Below are 18027 nucleotides of genomic sequence, written 5' to 3'. Positions count from 1 at the left end.
CGCAGCGCCTCGCCGCCGTACGGGATCGGCTGGCCGCTGTCGACCCGAGCCTGGCCGAGCTGCCGCTGCTCACCGCCGACGTGACCGACGCCGACTCCCTGCGGGCGGTGGCGGGAAGCGCCCGGGTGGTGGCCAGCACGGTCGGCCCGTACATCCACCACGGGGAGCCGCTGGTCGCGGCCTGCGCCCGGGCCGGCACCGACTACCTGGACATCGCCGGCGAGCCGGAGTTCGTCGACCTCATGTACGTGCGTCACCACGCCGAGGCGACAGGCACCGGCGCGCGGCTGGTGCACGCCTGCGGCTTCGACTCCGTCCCGCACGACCTGGGCGTCTGGTTCACAGTCAAGCAGCTGCCCGCCGACGTCCCGATCACAGTGGACGGGTACGTGCGCGCCGGCGGCCGGTTCTCCGCCGGCACCTACCACTCGGCGCTCACCGCGTTCTCCCGTACCGGGCAGGCCAGCCAGGCCGCCCGGGCCCGTCGGGCGGTCGAGCCGCGCCCCACCGACCGGCGGGTCCGGGCGGTGCCCGGCCGGCTGGCCCGCTCGGCGGAGCTGGGCATCTGGACGGTGCCGCTGCCGACCCTCGACCCGCAGGTGGTCCGCCGCTCGGCCGCGGCCCGCCCGGAGTACGGCCCGGACTTCCGCTACCGGCACTTCGCCGCCGTGAAGCGGCTGCCCACAGTGCTGGCCGGCGCGGCCGGGCTCGGCGCGCTGATCGGGCTGGTGAAGCTGCCGCCCAGCCGACGCTGGCTGCTCGGCCGGCTCGCGTCCGGGCAGGGGCCCACAGCGGAGCAGCGAGCGTCGTCCTGGTTCCGGGTCCGGTTCGTCGGCACCGGCGGCGGGCAGCGGGTGGTCACCGAGGTCGCCGGCGGTGACCCCGGCTACGACGAGACGGCGAAGATGCTCGCCGAGTCGGCGCTGTGCCTGGCGCTCGACGAGCTGCCGTCGACCGCCGGCCAGCTCACCCCGGTCGCCGCGATGGGTGACGCGCTGCTCGACCGGCTCGTCCGGGCCGGGCTCACCTTCCGGGTGCTCAAGCAGGAGACTCTGGAGCCCGCGGCTTGACCCTCAACCGGGTCGAGGGGGCAGGATGCCCAGCGTGAGCGACCTGCACAGCATCGGCGAGCTGGCCCGGGCCAGCGGCCTGACCGTCAGCGCACTGCGCTTCTACGACTCGGCGGGGGTGCTGGAGCCGACAGTGGTCGACCCGGTGACCGGCTACCGCTGGTATGCCGGGGAGCAGATCGCCCCGGCCCGGCTGGTGGCCGGGCTGCGCCGGATCGGCATGCCGGTGCCGGAGATCGCCGCCGCGGTGCGCGCCGAGCCGGCCGTGGTGCACCAACTGCTCGACGCGCACCTGCGCCGGCTGGCCGACGGGCTCAGCGACGCCCGCCGCGAGGCCGACCGGCTCCGGGCGCTGGTCGACCCGGCCCCGCCGACCGCCACCACCCTCCTGGTCGCGCCCGCCGCCCTGGCCGCCGCGCTCGACGCGGTGCGCTTCGCCGTCGGCGTCGACAGGGAGCTGCCGATGCTCGCCGGGGTGCTGTTCGACGTGGAGTCCGACGGCGTCCGGCTCGTCGCCACCGACCGGTACCGGCTCGCGCTGGCTCGGGCCGGGGCCGACGTCGACGGGCCGCCGGTGCGGGTGTTCGTGCCGGTGACCCTCGTCGACCAGCTCCGGCCACTGCTCGACACCACCGACACCTGGCCGGTACGGCTGACAGTGGCGGGCGCGGACCTGCGGGTGCGAGTGGCCGACCGCACGCTGACCGGCGCCGCCCTGCCGTACGACTTCCCGGACTACCACCGGCTGCTGCGCAGGTCCGTCGGTGAGCGGCCGACCGCGCGCCGGATCCCGGTGGACGTGGCCGCGCTGCGCGCCGCGCTGGCCGACCCCGCGGCCCCCACCGTCGCCCTCGACCACGACGGCACGACCCGGGAGGTCACGGTGCTCGGCGTCGACGACCGGGGCGGCCTGCGGCTGCTTCCCGCCGCCGACCTGGGCACCGACGCGCTGCGGGTCGGGGTGGACGGTGGTTACCTGCTGGACGCGCTGAACGCGGCCGGCGCGCCGCAACTGGTGCTGGAGCTGGACGGGCCGATCGCCCCGCTGGCGGTACGCCGACCGGACGACGCGGACACCTACTCGGTACTCATGCCGATCCGGCTCTGAGCCGGCGGCCAGCACTCCCCGTCCCGGGAGGAAAAGCCCGCGACGGTAGCATCTGCTGGTTCACCTGTGAACCCCGGACGGAGGCGTACGGAGCAGCATGCTCGACATGGAGTTGATCCGGAAGGATCGCGAGGCGGTGGCGACCGCGCTGGCGAAGCGTCTGGATCCCGCCGAGGTCACCCGTGCCCTGGACGAGATCCAGCGGCTCGACCAGGAACGCCGCGCCCTGATCACGGAGATCGACGCCGAGCGGCAGCGCCGCAAGGCCGAGGCCCGGGCGTACGCGCAGGCGAAGCGGGCCGGCGAGGAGCCGCAGGCCGTCGCGCCGGAGGCGGAGCGTAAGCAGCTCGCCGAGCTGGAGTCCCAGCTCGACGAGGTGCAGGCCCGGCTGCGCGACGCGATGAGTGAGCTGCCCAACCTGCCCAGCGACGACGTCGTGGCCGGCGGCAAGGAAGCCAACCGGGTGGTGAAGACCTTCGGTGAGCCGCCGGTGATCGAGAAGGTCCGCGACCACGTGGAGCTGAGCCGCGCGTTGGGCCTTGTCGACTACGAGCGCGGGGTCAAGCTCGGCGGGTCCGGTTTCTGGATCTACACCGGGGTCGGCGCCCGGCTGGAGTGGGCGCTGCTCAACTACTTCGTCGACCAGCACATCAAGGCCGGCTACGAGTTCCTGCTCCCGCCGCACCTGCTGCTGGATTCGGCCGGTTTCGCCGCCGGGCAGTTCCCCAAGTTCTACGACGACGTCTACCACCTGGACTCGGCGTCCGCTCCGCGTGGCCAGTTCCTGCTGCCCACGTCGGAGACGGCGATCCTCGGCGCGTACCAGGACGAGATCCTGGAGACCCCGAAGCTGCCGCTGAAGGCGTTCGCGTACACCCCCTGCTACCGGCGGGAGTCGGCCGGCTCGCACTCGGACGAGCGCGGCACGGTGCGGGGGCACCAGTTCAACAAGGTGGAGATCTTCCAGTTCACCCTGCCGGAGCAGGCCGACGCGGCGCTGGAGGAGATGCTCGCCCACGCCGAGAGCCTGGTCGAGGGGCTGGGTCTGCACTACCAGCGCACGTTGCTCTCGGCCGGTGACGCCAGCGCCTCGATGAAGAAGACCCTCGACATCGAGGTGTGGATGCCGAGCACCGGCAAGTACAAGGAGGTGTCGTCGGTCTCCTGGGCCGGCGACTACCAGGCTCGTCGGGCGGCCATCCGTTACCGCGAGCCGGGCGGCAAGCAGACCCGCTTCGTGCACACCCTCAACGGGTCGGCGCTGGCCACCAGCCGGCTCTTCCCGGCCATCCTGGAGCAGTACCAGCAGGCCGACGGCAGCGTCCTGGTCCCCAAGGTCCTCCAAGACCGCCTAGGCACCGACCGCCTAACCCCCCGCTAAACCCAGCCCAGCCCTCACCCCCGCCCTTCCCGGCGTTGATCATGAAGTTATTGCCGCTCGCCTCGGCGTGTCATGGCAATAACTTCATGATCAACAGGGCGGGGGCGGGAGCGCTTCAGCAGGGCTGCGGTTAGGAGGAGGGCCGCTAGGGCGGCTACGAGCAGGGTTGGGCCTAGGGTGTCCAGGGTTTTGGACAGGGTTTGTTGCAGGTGGGACGCCGCTTGGATTAGCGGGTCGTTGAGGGCTTCGCGGTGGCCGGCGGCCAGGCGTAGCTCGTAGCGGCCGTACCAGGCGACGTAGCCGCCGGCGATCAGCAGCACCAGGCCACTGAGGCGGGGCACCAGCGCACCGGCGACGCGCAGCCGGGCCACCAGGCCGTCGCGCAGCAGCGCCACGCCGAGCGCGGCGACCGCGACCACCAGACCCATCCCGAGGGCGTACGCGCCGAACAGCGCCAACCCCTGACCGGTCGAGCCGGCCTGGAGGCTGGTCACCACGATCGCCAGGAACGGCGCGATGGCGCAGCCGAGTGACGCCAGCGCGTACGCCGCGCCGAACAGCGCCATCGACGGCCAGGACCGGGTCAGCCGGGGTGCCCGGGCGGACCAGCCGGGGGCGGGCAGCCGCCGACCGGCGAGCAGCCAGCAGCCGGCCACCACCAGCAGCACGCCGAGCGCCACTGTCAGCCACGGCAGCCGGGGCCGCAGCCAGCCGGCCAGCGGCGCGAGCGCCAGGCCGAACGCGCCGAACACCAGCACGTACCCCACTGTCAGCCCGGCCGCCGCGGTGAGCGCGCGGCCGACCGCGCCGCGGGTGTCCGACTTCCCGGCGACCAACAGCGAGAGGTACGCGGGCAGCAACGCGAAGCCGCACGGGTTGACCGCGCCGAGCATGCCGGCGGTCAGCGCGAGCAGCAGTGTGGCGGTCACGCCCCGGCCAGTGCGGCGACCTTGGCGGTGAGCGCCTCACCGTCGAGGAAACCGTGGTGGACGACAGTGCCGTTCCGGTCGATGATCACGAAGATGCTCTGCTCGGTCACCTTGAACCGCTTCCAGAGCGCACCCTTGGTGTCCTCGATCTGCGGCGTCGCGCCGAGGTCGAACTCGGTGACGAACTCCTTCATGGCCTTCCGCTCGCCCAGCCCGGCGACGCCCACGATCGGCACTGTGTCCCGGTACCGGGGTTCGATCTCGGCCACCGTCCAGGCCTGGCTGGCGCAGGTGGCGCACCACGGCGCCCAGAACCACAGCACCACCGGTTTGCCGGCCAGCTGTGCCGCGTCGAACGCGGCCCCACCGAGGGTGGTCCCGGTGAAGCGCAGCACGTCCGGGACCTGCGCCGCAGGTGGAACGCCGGTCGCGACGCCGGTCGGCGTGGGCGGGACGCTGGTCGACGTGGGCGGCGCGCCGGTCGAGGCCGGGGCCGATCCGGCCGCGGCGGGCCCACCCGGCGCGGTGCCGGTACAGGCGGCAACGCCGAGCAGCGCCACCACGAGCGCCCCGGCGGTGGCGGCACGGCGAAGCTGCCCGGCCCCTGTCCACGCCCTGCTGATCGGCATCCGCTTCTCCGTTCCGGTCCGGAAGGGACCCCTGCTGGGCCTGAGGCTTCGCTATTCGGCCTTGGCGAGTCGGAGAGCCAACTCCGGGCAGACCTTGACCGCCTTCAGCGCGCCCTCGCGCAGCCAGGTCGGCACGGGGGTGGCCGGGAAGGCGGGATAACCGTTCGCGTCGAGCCGGATGAAGTCCGGTACGACGTGCGCGCAGAGGCCGTGCCCGTCGCAGCGCGACCAGTCCAGTGTGAGCTTCTGCGGGTTCGCGTCGGGTGCGCCCGGCAGCCCCATCACGCCCTTGACCCGTCGGCCACAGCCGTCGCCGGTGCTGTGCAGCCGCAGGTCCTCGGCGAAGACCTCGATCGCGGAGAGCGCGAACCGGGCGGTGCCGTCCGGGTGGCTGCACGCGCCTCGGCCCTTCACCTCGCCGGCGGCGGCGCGCACCACGTCGGCCGGTTGGCTGCCGGCGACGGCCAGGTCCACGGCGCGGGCCAGGTCCGGCAGGCCCATCTTGCACGGCCCGCACTGGCCGGCGGACTCGCCGGCCAGGTAGCGCACCACCTGGGCAGCCTCACCGAGCGGGCAGGTGTCGACACCGAGCGGGACGATGATGCCGGCGCCGAGGGTGCCGCCGACGGCGGCCAGGCCCTTGCGGGAGACCTCGGCCGTCTCCGCCGCCTCCGGGGTGATCCACTTGCCGTGGTAGCCGCCCATCAGGATGCCCTGGGTGGCCGGCACCTCGCACAGGTCGAGGACGTCGCGCAGCGGCATACCGGCGGTGCACTCCACCACCGCCGGCCGGCCCGCCGCACCGGTCACTGTGAGCAGCACGGTGCCCGGCTCGTCGTCGGTGCCGAGCGCCGCGTACTCGTACGGGCCCAGTCGGGCGCCGACGGCGAGCTGGGCGTACGTCTCGGCGTTGGACAGCAGGGTGGGCAGGCCGCTGACCCCGGAGTCGCTGGAGCGCTTCTTGGTGCCCGGCGGGATGTGCGGCAGCCCGTTGATCCCGTTGACCAGTGCGCCGCCCTCGCCGGAGATGAACCGGTGCGGCACCGTGACGATCGTGGTCTGCACCGGCATCCGGCGCTCGTCGAGGGCCTCCATCAGCGAGTCCCGGCCGACCCCGTCGTCCGCCACGCCGATCACGATCTCGTCGGCGTCCAGCGCGTACGCGGCCAGCGCCGCGCCGTCCAGGATCAGGTGCGGGGCGCGGGTCAGCAGCACCTTGTCCTTCCAGCTGGCCGGCTCCCCCTCGGTGGCGTTGACGACCACCACGGCGGCGAGGTCCTGCCGCTCGCAGGACTCCAGCACCGCGCGCAGTTTGCGGGCGAACGGGAAACCCGCTCCGCCCTTGCCTTTGAGCTGCATGCCCTCGGCGAGCTGGAGCAGCTGCGCCGGCTCCATCGGGCCGATCGGTCCGTGCACCTCCTCGTGCGCGAGCAGGTCGAGCCGGCCGTACTCGGCGAAGCCGGCGGTGAGCCGGGGTTCGCCCACACAGGCGACCGGTGGCACGGCGGTCCGCATCACTTCGCCTCACCCCGCAGCCCGGCCCAGTACGCCCCGTCCACCGCGTCGGCGCTGGCCTTGCGGCGCTTGGACTTGCCCTCGCCGGCTGCCCGTCGAGCACGGCGGGACGCCAGGTCGACAAGGGTCGGGGTGTCGTCGACGGGCGGCGCCACCTCGTCCGGCACGTACCGGGCCGGCGGCCGCCAGTAGTCCGGCTCCTCGGGCAGGTCGTCCTCGGCGCTGTGCCGGCCGCTTCCGCTGCGCGGCGCCGACGAGATCGGGCTGCTGGAGATCGGGCCGGCTGAGATGGGCTCGACGGAGATCGGGCCGGCGGAGATGGGCTCGTCGGCCTGCCACCGGCGTGGGCTGTCCCACGGCTCCTCGGCCTCGTCGAAGGTCGACTGCGGCGGCGCCGAGTAGCGGCTGCCGTCGTCCTCGCTGCGGGACCGGCGACGGGACCGCTCGGGGGCCGGTTCCTCAGCGCGTCGCCGGCTGGTCGGCACGGCCTCGTCCCGGGTGCGGGAGCCGCGCCGCCGGGTCACCGGCTCCAGCTCCTCCTCGTCGCGTCGGAACGTGCCGGTGTCCTCCACGCTGCGGCGGGCCGATCGGCTGGTAGTGGTCTCCTCGGCCCGCCGGCTGCGCGAGGACCGTTCGGTGTCGCGGCGGGCGGCCGGCTCCTCCTCCCGGCGACGTCGGCTCGGCCGGGCCGGCTCGACGAGGGAGCCGGGCTCGGGCACCACGGGGACGGTGAACCGTTCGGGGTCACGTCGCGCGGCCGGGGCGGCCCAGGTGGCGGTGGTGGTGTCCGCCCAGGCGGGACGCTTGTCCGCCGCCTTGCTGCGCCGACCCAACCCGGCCAGCAGCGATCTGGCGGTCTTCGCCTCCTCGGCCCGGCCCGCCATCACCGCGTTGCGCACCGCTGCCTGGTGCTGCTCGCGGCTGCGCCGACCGATGGTGACCGAGAACCGGACCAGCAGGGCCAGCACCACCAGCAAAATGCAGCCGAGGTAGCTGAACATCACCCAGGGCGCTGCGGCCCGACCGGCGTTGAGGCCGTGAAAGACGGCGAACGGCCAGGCCAGGTACGCGGTGGAGTGCAGCGTGCGCCACAGCCACTTCGGACCGACGCCGGCGAAGCGGGCCCGGATGATGCCGGTCCAGATCACGCTGACCATCAGCAGCGCGGCCACAGTGCCGAGCCCGACGTAGAGCCCTCGGCCGCCGACGAACGGCACCAGCGCGTCGGTCGCCGCCGCCCGCCCGGTGGCGATCTTGGTGAGGACGTGGAAGCCGAGCCCGGCCACGCCCAGCACGCCGGTGGCCCGGTGCGCCGACTGCATCAGCACCCGGTGCGAGATGCGCAGCACCAGCCGGTCGGTGGCGAGCAGGCCGAGCATCACGGTGAGGCTCAACGCCACCAGGGAAACCACCCCGGCGAAGAACTCGGTGAAGAAGAAGCCGTACGCGTACGCCGTCTGACCGGCGCCGGTCAGCATGATCGCCGCCCAGAGCGCGGCGAGCACCGACGCGATCAGCAGGGCGCTCGCCGACCGCGACGGGGTCCGCACCCCCCGACTGCTGGCGCTGGTCCGGACCGTCGCCGCCTTCTTGTCCTGCTGTGCCCGGGCCATCTGCTCCTCGATCGTCTCGCGGCGGCGTACCACCGGCCGACCCCTGCTCCCCCATCCAGTACGGACCGGCGGGGCGCGCGGATCACTCGTCGACGGAAATTTCTGGGCCGAAATCGAACCGAGGGGCGCGGCCGTGCGTTGTCCCCGCTTCCACCACCGATCCGGACAGTGACAAACGTCCATGCATTGACAGTCGCCGCAACACGCTTGTAACCTTTCAGCAAATTTCAGCCAAGCTTGCAAGATTCCGGCAAGCCGGCAATCCCCCACCGCACCACCACCTCCCGCTCCCGTCAGGAGTCCCCATGCACCGACGTCGACGCGGCTCGGCACTCCTCGCCCTCGGCCTGATCGCCAGCCTGCTCGTCCCCACCGCAGTGACGGCACCCCCGGCCGTCGCCGCCCCGTCCGGCGGCAAGAAGGTCATCGTCCAGCTCTTCGAGTGGAACTGGCCCTCGGTGGCCAGCGAGTGCCAGAGCACCCTCGGCCCGAAGGGTTACGGCTTCGTGCAGGTCTCACCCCCGCAGGAGCACGTGCGGGGCAACCAGTGGTGGCTGGCGTACCAGCCGGTCAGCTATCGGATCGAGTCCCGCAAGGGCACCCGGGCCCAGTTCCAGTCGATGGTGAACACCTGCCACGCGGCCGGGGTCAAGGTGATCGTCGACGCGGTGATCAACCACATGTCCGGTCAGGACAACGGCGGCACCGGCTGGGCCGGCTCGTCCTACTCGCACTACGACTATCCGGGCATCTACCAGACCCAGGACTTCCACCACTGTGGGCGCAACGGCGGCGACGACATCGCCAACTACAACGACCGGTACGAGGTGCAGAACTGCGAGCTGGTCAACCTGTCGGACCTGAGGACCGAGTCGGACTACGTCCGCACGAAGATCGCCTCATACCTCAACGACCTGCTCTCGCTCGGCGTCGACGGCTTCCGGATGGACGCCAGCAAGCACATGCCGGCCGCCGACATCGCCGCCATCAGGGGCAAGCTGTCCCGCTCCGCGTACATCGTGCAGGAGGTCATCCACGGCGCCGGCGAGCCGGTGCAGCCGACCGAGTACACCGGCAACGGTGACGTGCACGAGTTCCGCTACGGCAAGGACCTGGCCCGGGTGTTCCGCTCCGAGCGGTTGGCGTACCTGCGCAACTTCGGCGAGGGCTGGGGGCACCTACCGACCGGCCCGGCCTCGGTGTTCGTGGACAACCACGACACCCAACGCGATTCCGGTGGGGTGCTGACCTATCGCGACCGGGGCATCTACGCGCTGGCGAACGCCTTCATGCTGGCCTGGCCGTACGGCTCCCCGACCGTCATGTCCAGCTACACCTTCAGCAACCGGGACGCCGGCCCACCGTCGGACGGCGCCAACAAGACGCTCAACACCACCTGCTACTCCGGCTGGGAGTGCGAACACCGCTGGCCGGTGATCGCCAACATGGTCGGCTTCCGCAACGCCACCGAGGGCGCCGGCGTGGCCAACTGGTACGACAACGGCAACAACCACATCGCGTTCAGCCGCAGCGGCAAGGGCTTCCTCACCGTCAACGACGAGGACGCCGCTGTGAACGGCCGCTCCTACTACACGGGGCTGCCCGCCGGTCGATACTGCGACGTCATCCACGGCACCTACGCGGGCGGCACGTGCAGCGGACCGGTGATCACGGTGGACGGTAGCGGCTGGTTCGCGGCGAACGTGCCGGCGCACGACGCCGTGGCCATCCACATCGGCGCACGGATCTGATTCGACAGGGGCCTCCGGACGGCGGGTCTCGCCGAACCGGGGGCCCCGACGCATCCGCCACCATAGAGTAGTTTCGTGCCGTTTGACCGAAAGACTCCGTACCGCCGTCGCGGCGTCTGGGTGGCCGCCGCGATCGGCGTACCCGCGCTGCTGGTGACCGCGCTGCTGGTCGGCCAGGCTCTCACCCCCAGCTCGACGGCCCCCGACGACCGCACCGTGGTGGCGGCCGACCCGACACCGAGCAGTGTGGAGCAGAGCCCGGAGGAGTCGATCCCCCCGGCCGCGCCTGCCCCGGACGGGCTGCCGGTGGTCGACTACGACCCCGCACCCGGAGGGTTCCCCGCCGACCCGAACACCATGGACGTCACACCGCTGACCGACGGCGTGCACCCGACCCGGCGGATCGCCGCCTACGACGCGCCCGGCGGTCGGCCGCGTGCCTTCCTCGAACCGACCATCCGCGGTGTCGAGCTGACCATGCCGATCGCCCAGCGGCGCGCCGGCTGGACGGCCGTCCTGCTGCCCTCGGCCAACCGACGGCTCGCCTGGCTGCCGCCGGGCGGGTTCGAGACGGTGCCGCTGCGCGACCAGATCGTGGTGGAACGCAAGGTCCACCGGCTCACCTGGTACCGGGCCGGCAGGGCGGTGCGCTCCTGGGAGGTCAGCCTCGGCCAGTCCGGCCAGGAGACTCCACTGGGGCGGACCTTCATCCTGGGCCGCACCCCACCCCCGGAAGAGGTCTACGGCGGGGTGGACATCTACGCCCTCGGTTCGGTGCCCGACGACCCGGAGTCGGTGCCGTCCGGGCTGCGCGGCGCGCACATCGGGGTGCACACCTGGCAGCACGACGGCGAGCTGGGCGAGAACACCACCAATGGATGTATCCGGCTGACCCGCAGCGGTCAGCGGGAACTGCTCGCCGAGGTCCGTCCCGGCAGCAGCGTCGTCGTGGTCGACCAACTGGCCGCCCCACCGCCGACCGCCTGAGCGCCTGAGCGCACTGTCACTCGCCGAGCAGCCAGCCGTTCTGCTCGGCGACCCGGATCGCGTCGGCCCAGCCGACCTCGGCGACCACTGTAGGTCCTCCTCCAGCGAGAGCAGGGCGGCCCGGCTGCGCTCGTAGGCACAACCATCGACAGCGGTGACCTCGCCGAAGCTCTTGGTGAGGCCGTCCACCTCGACAGCCGGATGCGTACTGATCATGCCACTGATGCTCCGGCCGGGCGTACCCCGATGCCCGGAGCGGTCGTCACGCCCCGACCGTGACATTTGTCAGGGCGGCCGGATTCCGGACGGGCACAGCGGGTAACCGCCGGGCCGAACCGCGACACCGGGAGGACGCGATGGGTGCCACGCCGCAGGGTCAGGTCGACACGGTCGTGCTGATCCACGGGCTCTGGATGACGCCTCGTAGCTGGGAGGGGTGGTCCCGGCGGTACACCGAGCGCGGCATGCACGTCATCGCCCCCGCCTGGCCCGGCATGGACCGGTCCGTGGAGGAACTGCGCGACGATCCGGCCCCGATCGCCGAGCAGAGCATGGCCACGATCGTGGCGCACTACGACCGGATCATCCGGGCGCTACCCCGACCGCCGATCATCATGGGGCACTCGTTCGGTGGCCTGTTCGCCCAGATCCTCGCCGACCGGGGTCTCGGGGCGGCAGTGGTGGGAGTGCACCCCGCTGCGGTGAAGGGCGTGCTCAAGGTGCCGCTGAGTCAGCTGCGCTCGGGCTTTCCGATCCTGCGCAGCCCCGCCAACCGCGGCAAAGCCGTCCCGTTCACCCCCGACGACTTCGCCTACACCTTCGGCAACACGATGAGTCGCGAGGACTCCGACCGGGCCTGGCGGCGCTACGCCGTCCCCGGTGCCGGGCGGGTCTTCTTCGAGGGCGCGTTCGCCAACCTCGACCCCCGCTCGCCGGCCCGGGTCGACGTCGGGCGTACCGACCGGGCGCCGCTGCTGCTGATGGCCGGCGAGGTCGACCACGTGGTGCCGGCGTCGGTCGTCCGCGCCAACGCCGGGCTCTACCAGAAGTCCCGGGCCCTCACCGCGTACGAGCAGTTCGCCGGCCGATCACACTTCACCGTCGGCCAGGACGGCTGGGAGCAGATCGCCGACTACGCGCTGGACTGGGCATTGCGCGCGGCGGCCCTGCCCCGGGAGGCGACCATCGCCAGCGAAACCCCCCGCCGCTGACCGGTCTCACGAGCGAGAAGATCGCGCGGATCTTGCAGTTTCGGTCGTCAATATGGGTGGAACGCCCGTTGTGTCGCGACAGAAAGTGCAAGATCATGAGCAGAGGAGTCCGGGTCCGGCAATCATGGAGTTGTGGTCGACCTTCGGCGCGCAGAGTGAGCGAGCCATCACGATCGACGCGGGGCAGCACCCAGCTCGTGATGTCGGCGGCGGTGAACTGCGCGGAAGCGAGTTCACCACCGTCCAAGACGCTGGCTCAGCCCCAGCCCAGGGAGATGTCGAGGATCTCCAGATCGGGTGGCGCGGCCGGGGCGACCCGCTTGGGATCACGGGAAACCAGGTAGCAGCGGTACAGGACAGCGGTCGCCACGGCGTGGGCGACGTCCAGAGGCACGTCGAACCGCGCTGCAATCCGGGCCACCCGCCGGCTGGTCGGCGCGTCGTACACCGCGACCTTGATGTCCCGCTCCTCAGTGAGGAGCAGGTCGAGCAGGTGGGCCGCTGGTGTGCCAGCCACCTCCAGTTGGGCCTGCCCCAGGCAGAGTGCCGGAATCCACACCTCCTGCGCCGGGTCCTCCTCGGCGAGGGTCAGGATCGCCCCCGGCTCGATGCTCGTGCCGGACGCATAGGCGAGCAGGGCGGACGTGTCCAGGACGAGACCGTTCACGCGGCAGCCGACCCGTCCTGGTCGAACTGGCGCAGCCATTCGGCGTTACGGGCGTGCTGTTCGTCGGTGATCGGCGCTCGTGCCGCGAGGTGCGAACGGGTCCGCTCGATATCCTCGTCGGTCACCACGTAGCCGAGTTGCGCCCAACGGGCACGAAGGCTGTCGGCGCGCATCTTTCGGCGCAGGATCCCGGTGATGAAGCCGGACGTGTTGCCCTGCGTGCGCTCCACGTACGCGGCGACATCATCGGGCAGGCTGATGGTGATGCGGCGAGTCATACTCTGAGCCTACCCGCTGCATACTCAGGCGGAGAGGATGACAGTGCCGCGTGTCCGGCTCAGCCGGGTCTGGCATAGGCAGGCCCGCCTGGGGTATCTCGGTGGGATGAGGGCCAGTTTCCGGCTTGGCCGGGTCGCGGGAGTGCCGGTCGGCGTCAACTGGAGCGTGCTGGTCATCTTCGCGTTGATCGCGTGGGGGTTGGCCGCGAACCAGTTCCCCCGTTCGTACCCCGACCGGTCGCCAGTGGCGTACCTGATTGCCGGGCTCGCCGCGGCGGTGGTGTTCTTCGTCGGCCTGCTCGCCCACGAGGTGTCGCACGCGGTGGTGGCCAAACGCAACGGGCTGGAGGTCGACGGCATCACGCTGTGGCTGTTCGGCGGCGTGGCCGAGTTGCGGGGCGAGCCGCGTGACCCGGGTGCGGAGTTGCGCATCGCGGGCGTCGGCCCGCTGGTCAGCCTGCTGATCGGGGCGTTCTTCGGTGCCATCGCGGCGCTGGTCGCGCTGGCCGGGCAGGGCGGGCTGCTGTTCGGGGCGGTGGCCTGGCTGGCGGGGATCAACGTGCTGCTGGCCGTCTTCAACGTGCTGCCGGCCGCGCCCCTGGACGGTGGCCGGTTGCTGCGTGCCGCGGTCTGGAAGGCCACCGGTGACCGGACCCGAGCGTCGGTGGTCGCCGCCCGGGCCGGCTGGGTGCTGGGTGTGCTGCTGATCGGCCTGGGGTTGTGGCAGTTCCTGTCCGGGGTCGGTTTCGGTGGGCTCTGGTTGGCGCTGATCGGCTGGTTCCTGATCGGGGCGGCCGGGATGGAGGAGCGGCAGGCCCGCACCGGCACCGCGCTGCGCGGGATTCGGGTGGGCGATGTGATGACCCCGCAGCCGCAGACCGCCTCGGCGCAGATGACTGTCGCGGACTTCGTCGATCACTACCTGTTCGCGTACCGGCATTCGGCACTGCCGCTGACCGAGGACGGCCGGCCGACCGGCCTGGTCACCGTCGATCGGGTGCGGGGCGTGCCGCCGGAACGGCGGGCGTCGACAACGCTGGCCGAGGTGGCCTGTCGAGCCGACCAACTGGTGTTGGCCAAGCCCGGTGAACAGCTCAACGACCTGCTCCCCCGGCTCTCCGAGTGCGCCGACGGCCGCGCCCTGGTGATCACCGAAGACGGCCACCTGACCGGCATAGTCTCCCCCAGCGACATCAGCCGCGCCGTCCAACGCAGCACCCTCCGCACCCCCACCCCCTCCCGTTGATCATGAAGTTTTGCCCCGACACGCCGCGCCGGGTGGCAATAACTTCATGATCAACGCAGACAGCAGGGGGACGGTCAGCGGGGGAAGTGGCGGTCGAGGGCGTCGGTGCGGAAGGTGCCCTTCGGGTCCAGGTTGGTCAGGAGCGCGGCGAAGTCGGCGTACCTCGGGTAGCGGGCGGACAGCTCGGCCGGGTCGGTGACGAAGACCTTGCCCCAGTGTGGGCGGGGCGCGAAGGGCGCCAGCCGCTCCTCCACGGCGGCCACCACGGGCAGCACCGCCGCGGTGTCGTCGACCCAGGTGAAGTGCAGCACGAAGCTGTCCCGCCGGTAGTTCGGGCTGAGCCACAGCTCGTCGGCCGCCACCGTCCGCAGCTCGGACACCAGCAGCACCGGGGCGATCAGGTCCGCCAGGTCGTCCAGCGCGGTGAGCGCGTCAGCCGCCGCCGTCCGGGCGACGTGGTACTCGGACTGCAGTTCGTCGCCGCTGCTCGGGGTGAAGCCGAGCTTGAAGTGCGGCAGCCGCTCGTGCCACGGGCCCGGCTCGCCGAGCTGCGGGGTGCAGTTCTCCGCCGGCATCCCGAGCACCGGGTGCCGGGGCTCGTCGGCCGCGGTGGTGCCCAGCCACTCCGCCGAGGGTGGCGGCTGGTCGGCCACCTGCTTGCGCCACACCTCGCGCAGCCGGGGCGTACGGAAGTCGGTGAAGACACTCACGCTGTACGCCGAGCCGAGCGCCTCGTCCAACGACGTCCGGTCCAGGTCGAGGCGTACGTACTGGCGCAGCGCGAAGGTCGGCACGACGTCCACTGTGACGCGGGTGACCAGGCCGAGCGCGCCGAGCCCGACCACCATGCCGGCGAACCTGTCGGTGTCGCGGTCGACCCGGAGCAGATCGCCGTCGGCGGTGACCAGCTCCAGGCCGGCGACGGCGCTGGCCAGGTTGCCGTGGGTCTGGCCGGAGCCGTGGGTGGCGGTGGCCACCGCGCCGGCCACCGAGATGTGCGGCAGCGAGGCGAGGTTCGCCAGCGCGTACCCCTGGGTGTGTAGCTGTCGGGCGACGTCGCCGTAGCGCAGCGCGCCGCTCACTGTGACCTGCCCCCGCTCGCGGTCCACCTCGACGACCGGTGGCAGCCCGGCGAGGCTGACCAGGTCACCGTCGGTGTCGCCGAGACGGTTGAAGGAGTGCCCGCTGCCCACCGCCCGGATCTGGCTGCTGCCGGCGACGAGCCGGCGCAGTTCGTCGACGGAGGTGGGGCGGTGGAACGCCTTCGCGGCGTACCGCACGTTGCCGGCCCAGTTGCGGCGCGGAACGTCAGTGGTCGACGCGGCGTGCGATCCCTGCGCGGTCATGTGGCGGTCTCCCGATCGGTGCTCTGGTGGTCGGCCAACGCGGTGACGAGGGCGTCCAGAACCGTATCCGTCTGGAAGGTGTTGTAACCACGTTGGGCGATCGGCAGGCCGGCAGTGGTGGCGCGTTCGATCTCTCCCCGGGTCGCCTGCCGGGCCGACGCGTCTCCGGACATCAGCGCGTCCTGGCCGCGTCGGATCAACCGGTCGACCCGGTCCATCTGGTAGCCACGCAGGCCGACCGGGAGCTCCGGGGTCTCGAAGGCGGCGCGACGCAGCGCGAGCAGGTCGACGAAACGGGCGCCGGCATACTGGGTGAGCGCGGCGGAGACCTGCTCGGGCTGCTCGCGGACCTGGTCGAGAACGAGCAACTCGACGGCGGGTCGGCCGTCGAGCGGGTGGCGGGCGGTCACCGGCTCAATCGTCACTCCCGGCACGGGCACCAACAGCAGTCGCGGCGGCTCCGGATGGCCGTCGCGCCGGGGCGGCTCGTCGAGGACCAGCGCGTCGACCTCCGCCCACCGGACATCCCGGCGCAGGCCGGGCCGCCGGACGGTGAGCCCGTCCGCGTGGATCCCGAACCGGAACGGCCGCATCGCGCTGACCAGCGCCATCGCGCCGAGCGCTATCGCGCCCACCGCGATGATCGTCCGTAGCAGGGCGCCATCGCTGGGATAGACCAACAGGAGCACTCCACCGAGTACGCAGACCAGGGCGAGCGCACGGGCCCCCCGATTCCGGCGCAGTTCCACGCTCGGACCCCCGTTTCATGACCGTGGCGTCGGTCCCGACATCTTCCGCCAGACCGGGCACCAAGGACACCGGTCGATCGGGCACGGTTGTTCTCGTCGTCGTCGGGGAACCCTACGCCCATGAGCAGCTACCGCGATCCGGCCGCACGAGGTGACGTCTTCCCCTCCGAGGAGGAACTGGACCCCGCCGGCACCGGGGTCGAGCAGGCCAGCGCGCCGCCGTCCGGCGGGTTTCCGAGCCACCCGTCGCCCACTCCCGGTCCTCGACCGACACCGGCGCCCGCGCCCGCCCCGACGCCGGTGCCGGCACCCGGCCCGCCGCCGCGCGCCAGTGGCGCGCAGTCGATCGTGACCCGTCACCTGGACGGCTCGGTGGAGGTGGTCACCGACCTCGACGGTGACGGCGTCGCCGACGTCGTCCAGATCGACGTGGACGGTGACGGAATCCCGGACATCACCTACGTGGACAGTGACCGCGACGGGCGGCTGGACACCGTGCTGGGTGACCCGAACGCGGTCGGGACCGGCGCCCACCGGGCCTGACCCGGAGGCGTGGTCGACTCAGAGCTTCGCCATCACCTCGCTGGCGACCAGCTCGAGGTGCTCCAGGTCGCTGAGGTCCAGCACCTGGAGGTAGAGCCGCTCGCTGCCAATCTCCGCGTACCGGCCGATGGTGTCCAGCACCTCGGCGGGCGTCCCGGCCAGACCGTTGGCCCGCAGCTCGTCCGGTTCGCGGCCGATGGCGGCGGCCCGGCGGGCCACCTCGGCGTCGTCGCGCCCGCAGCAGAGCACCAGCGCGTTGGACCAGACCATCTCGGCCGGGTCCCGGCCGATCTCGACGCAGGCCGCGCGGACCCGGTCGAACTGCGCCGCGGTGTCCGGCACCGAGGCGAACGGCAGGTTGAACTCGTCCGCGTAGCGGGCGGCCAGCCGAGGGGTGCGCTTCGGGCCCGTCCCGCCGAGCAGGATCGGAGGACGCGGCTGCTGCACGGGCTTGGGCAGGGCGGGCGAGTCCCGGACCGGGTAGTACCGGCCGTCGTGGTCGAACCGCTCCCCCGCCGGCGTGGTCCAGAGCCCGGTGATGACGGCGAGCTGTTCCTCCAGCCGGTCGAACCGCTCGGCCAGCGGCGGGAACGGGATGCCGTACGCGCTGTGCTCCTCGGCGTACCAGCCGGTGCCGATGCCCAGCTCCACCCGGCCGCCGCTCATCTGGTCGACCTGCGCCACGGTGATCGCCAGCGGGCCGGGCAGCCGGAAGGTGGCGGCGGTCATCAGCGTGCCGAGCCGGATGCGGCTGGTGTCCCGGGCCAGGCCGGCGAGCGTGGTCCACGCGTCGGTGGGGCCGGGTTCGCCGCTCACGTCACCCATCATCAGGTAGTGGTCGGACCGGAAGAACGCGCCGTAGCCGGCGTCCTCCGCGCAGCGGGCGACGGCGAGCAACTGGTCGTAGCTGGCACCCTGCTGGGGCTCGGTGAAGATCCGAAGTTCCATGATCCGAGCATAGGGAGCCGATCGGCGGTGCCGCGTCGGGACGGCTGCTCTCGTCG

Annotated in this window: 17 protein-coding genes; 8 read left to right on the top strand and 9 right to left on the bottom strand. The window is 72.2% G+C overall.

Going from position 1 to position 18027, the window contains the following annotated elements; all coding sequences use genetic code 11:
• The 3 genes from KBX08_RS14165 to serS form a co-directional block, all read left to right on the top strand.
• A partial coding sequence (locus KBX08_RS14165; RefSeq protein ID WP_210783952.1) for a trans-acting enoyl reductase family protein occupies window positions 1-1070 on the top strand: 1070 nt, incomplete at its 5' end.
• 25 nt (window positions 1071-1095) lie between these two features.
• Window positions 1096-2178 (top strand): MerR family transcriptional regulator, encoded by a 1083-nt coding sequence (locus tag KBX08_RS14160; RefSeq protein WP_210783951.1) that lies wholly within the window; start codon window positions 1096-1098, stop codon window positions 2176-2178.
• Between the two features lie 97 nt (window positions 2179-2275).
• Window positions 2276-3559, top strand: coding sequence for a serine--tRNA ligase (gene serS, locus KBX08_RS14155; protein ID WP_210783950.1), 1284 nt, complete (start codon window positions 2276-2278; stop codon window positions 3557-3559).
• Between the two features lie 47 nt (window positions 3560-3606).
• Here the strand turns inward: serS and KBX08_RS14150 are convergent, their stop codons facing one another.
• From KBX08_RS14150 to KBX08_RS14135, 4 genes are read right to left on the bottom strand one after another with little or no spacing between them, the layout of a single operon-like run.
• Window positions 3607-4488 carry a cytochrome c biogenesis CcdA family protein gene (locus KBX08_RS14150; protein WP_307850549.1) on the bottom strand — a complete coding sequence of 294 codons (882 nt, stop codon included), beginning with the start codon at window positions 4486-4488 and terminating at the stop codon, window positions 3607-3609.
• Window positions 4485-5117, bottom strand: a complete 633-nt coding sequence (locus KBX08_RS14145; protein WP_210783949.1) for a thioredoxin-like domain-containing protein — start codon at window positions 5115-5117, stop codon at window positions 4485-4487. Before KBX08_RS14145 ends, KBX08_RS14150 begins: the two co-directional genes overlap by 4 nt.
• A 51-nt stretch (window positions 5118-5168) precedes the next feature.
• Window positions 5169-6632: an NADH-quinone oxidoreductase subunit NuoF family protein gene (locus KBX08_RS14140; RefSeq protein WP_210783948.1), complete on the bottom strand. Its 1464-nt coding sequence runs from the start codon at window positions 6630-6632 to the stop codon at window positions 5169-5171.
• Window positions 6632-8278, bottom strand: coding sequence for a ferric reductase-like transmembrane domain-containing protein (locus KBX08_RS14135; protein WP_307850548.1), 1647 nt, complete (start codon window positions 8276-8278; stop codon window positions 6632-6634). Before KBX08_RS14135 ends, KBX08_RS14140 begins: the two co-directional genes overlap by 1 nt.
• A gap of 272 nt (window positions 8279-8550) precedes the next feature.
• On the opposite strand from KBX08_RS14135, the gene KBX08_RS14130 reads away from it, so the two are divergent.
• The 3 genes from KBX08_RS14130 (at window position 8551) to KBX08_RS14120 (ending at window position 12194) form a co-directional block, all read left to right on the top strand.
• Window positions 8551-9996 (top strand): alpha-amylase family protein, encoded by a 1446-nt coding sequence (locus KBX08_RS14130; RefSeq protein ID WP_210783947.1) that lies wholly within the window; start codon window positions 8551-8553, stop codon window positions 9994-9996.
• A 75-nt stretch (window positions 9997-10071) separates the two neighbouring features.
• The gene (locus tag KBX08_RS14125) at window positions 10072-10983 is read left to right on the top strand and encodes a L,D-transpeptidase (protein ID WP_210783946.1); all 912 of its coding nucleotides are present in this window, start codon (window positions 10072-10074) and stop codon (window positions 10981-10983) included.
• 356 nt (window positions 10984-11339) lie between these two features.
• Window positions 11340-12194, top strand: coding sequence for an alpha/beta hydrolase (locus tag KBX08_RS14120; RefSeq protein WP_210783945.1), 855 nt, complete (start codon window positions 11340-11342; stop codon window positions 12192-12194).
• Window positions 12195-12450: 256 nt separating this feature from the next.
• Here KBX08_RS14120 and KBX08_RS14115 read toward each other — a convergent pair whose 3' ends face one another.
• Window positions 12451-12861 (bottom strand): PIN domain-containing protein, encoded by a 411-nt coding sequence (locus KBX08_RS14115; RefSeq protein ID WP_210783944.1) that lies wholly within the window; start codon window positions 12859-12861, stop codon window positions 12451-12453.
• Window positions 12858-13139 (bottom strand): hypothetical protein, encoded by a 282-nt coding sequence (locus KBX08_RS14110; RefSeq protein ID WP_210783943.1) that lies wholly within the window; start codon window positions 13137-13139, stop codon window positions 12858-12860. Before KBX08_RS14110 ends, KBX08_RS14115 begins: the two co-directional genes overlap by 4 nt.
• Window positions 13140-13245: 106 nt before the next feature.
• Here KBX08_RS14110 and KBX08_RS14105 point away from each other — a divergent pair, with 106 nt between their 5' ends.
• Window positions 13246-14385 (top strand): site-2 protease family protein, encoded by a 1140-nt coding sequence (locus KBX08_RS14105; protein WP_210783942.1) that lies wholly within the window; start codon window positions 13246-13248, stop codon window positions 14383-14385.
• Between the two features lie 74 nt (window positions 14386-14459).
• On the opposite strand, the gene KBX08_RS14100 is transcribed toward KBX08_RS14105, so the two are convergent.
• Entirely contained in the window at window positions 14460-15731 is a 1272-nt protein-coding gene (locus KBX08_RS14100) for an FAD-binding protein (RefSeq protein WP_210783941.1), read from the bottom strand.
• Window positions 15728-16480, bottom strand: a complete 753-nt coding sequence (locus KBX08_RS14095) for a hypothetical protein (protein ID WP_210783940.1) — start codon at window positions 16478-16480, stop codon at window positions 15728-15730. Before KBX08_RS14095 ends, KBX08_RS14100 begins: the two co-directional genes overlap by 4 nt.
• A 120-nt stretch (window positions 16481-16600) precedes the next feature.
• Between KBX08_RS14095 and KBX08_RS14090 the strand changes: the two genes are divergently transcribed.
• On the top strand, window positions 16601-17023 hold the full coding sequence (locus tag KBX08_RS14090) for a hypothetical protein (protein WP_210783939.1): 423 nt from the start codon (window positions 16601-16603) through the stop codon (window positions 17021-17023).
• 18 nt (window positions 17024-17041) lie between these two features.
• On the opposite strand, the gene KBX08_RS14085 is transcribed toward KBX08_RS14090, so the two are convergent.
• Window positions 17042-17971, bottom strand: a complete 930-nt coding sequence (locus KBX08_RS14085) for an LLM class F420-dependent oxidoreductase (protein WP_210783938.1) — start codon at window positions 17969-17971, stop codon at window positions 17042-17044.
• Window positions 17972-18027 lie beyond the last annotated feature (56 nt).

The sequence above is a fragment of the Micromonospora sp. H61 genome (assembly GCF_018070325.1).
GTDB lineage: Bacteria > Actinomycetota > Actinomycetes > Mycobacteriales > Micromonosporaceae > Micromonospora > Micromonospora salmantinae.
This window is presented reverse-complemented; position numbering and strand designations above follow the sequence as displayed.

Bases quoted from the DNA above. Each gene is read 5' to 3' on its own strand.
- KBX08_RS14160 (WP_210783951.1), top strand. From the start codon at position 1,096: ATGCCCAGCGTGAGCGACCTGCACAGCATCGGCGAGCTGGCCCGGGCC.
- serS (WP_210783950.1), top strand. From the start codon at position 2,276: ATGCTCGACATGGAGTTGATCCGGAAGGATCGCGAGGCGGTGGCGACC.
- KBX08_RS14145 (WP_210783949.1), bottom strand. From the start codon at position 5,117: ATGCCGATCAGCAGGGCGTGGACAGGGGCCGGGCAGCTTCGCCGTGCC.
- KBX08_RS14140 (WP_210783948.1), bottom strand. From the start codon at position 6,632: ATGCGGACCGCCGTGCCACCGGTCGCCTGTGTGGGCGAACCCCGGCTC.
- KBX08_RS14130 (WP_210783947.1), top strand. From the start codon at position 8,551: ATGCACCGACGTCGACGCGGCTCGGCACTCCTCGCCCTCGGCCTGATC.
- KBX08_RS14120 (WP_210783945.1), top strand. From the start codon at position 11,340: ATGGGTGCCACGCCGCAGGGTCAGGTCGACACGGTCGTGCTGATCCAC.
- KBX08_RS14110 (WP_210783943.1), bottom strand. From the start codon at position 13,139: ATGACTCGCCGCATCACCATCAGCCTGCCCGATGATGTCGCCGCGTAC.
- KBX08_RS14105 (WP_210783942.1), top strand. From the start codon at position 13,246: ATGAGGGCCAGTTTCCGGCTTGGCCGGGTCGCGGGAGTGCCGGTCGGC.
- KBX08_RS14100 (WP_210783941.1), bottom strand. From the start codon at position 15,731: ATGACCGCGCAGGGATCGCACGCCGCGTCGACCACTGACGTTCCGCGC.
- KBX08_RS14090 (WP_210783939.1), top strand. From the start codon at position 16,601: ATGAGCAGCTACCGCGATCCGGCCGCACGAGGTGACGTCTTCCCCTCC.
- KBX08_RS14085 (WP_210783938.1), bottom strand. From the start codon at position 17,971: ATGGAACTTCGGATCTTCACCGAGCCCCAGCAGGGTGCCAGCTACGAC.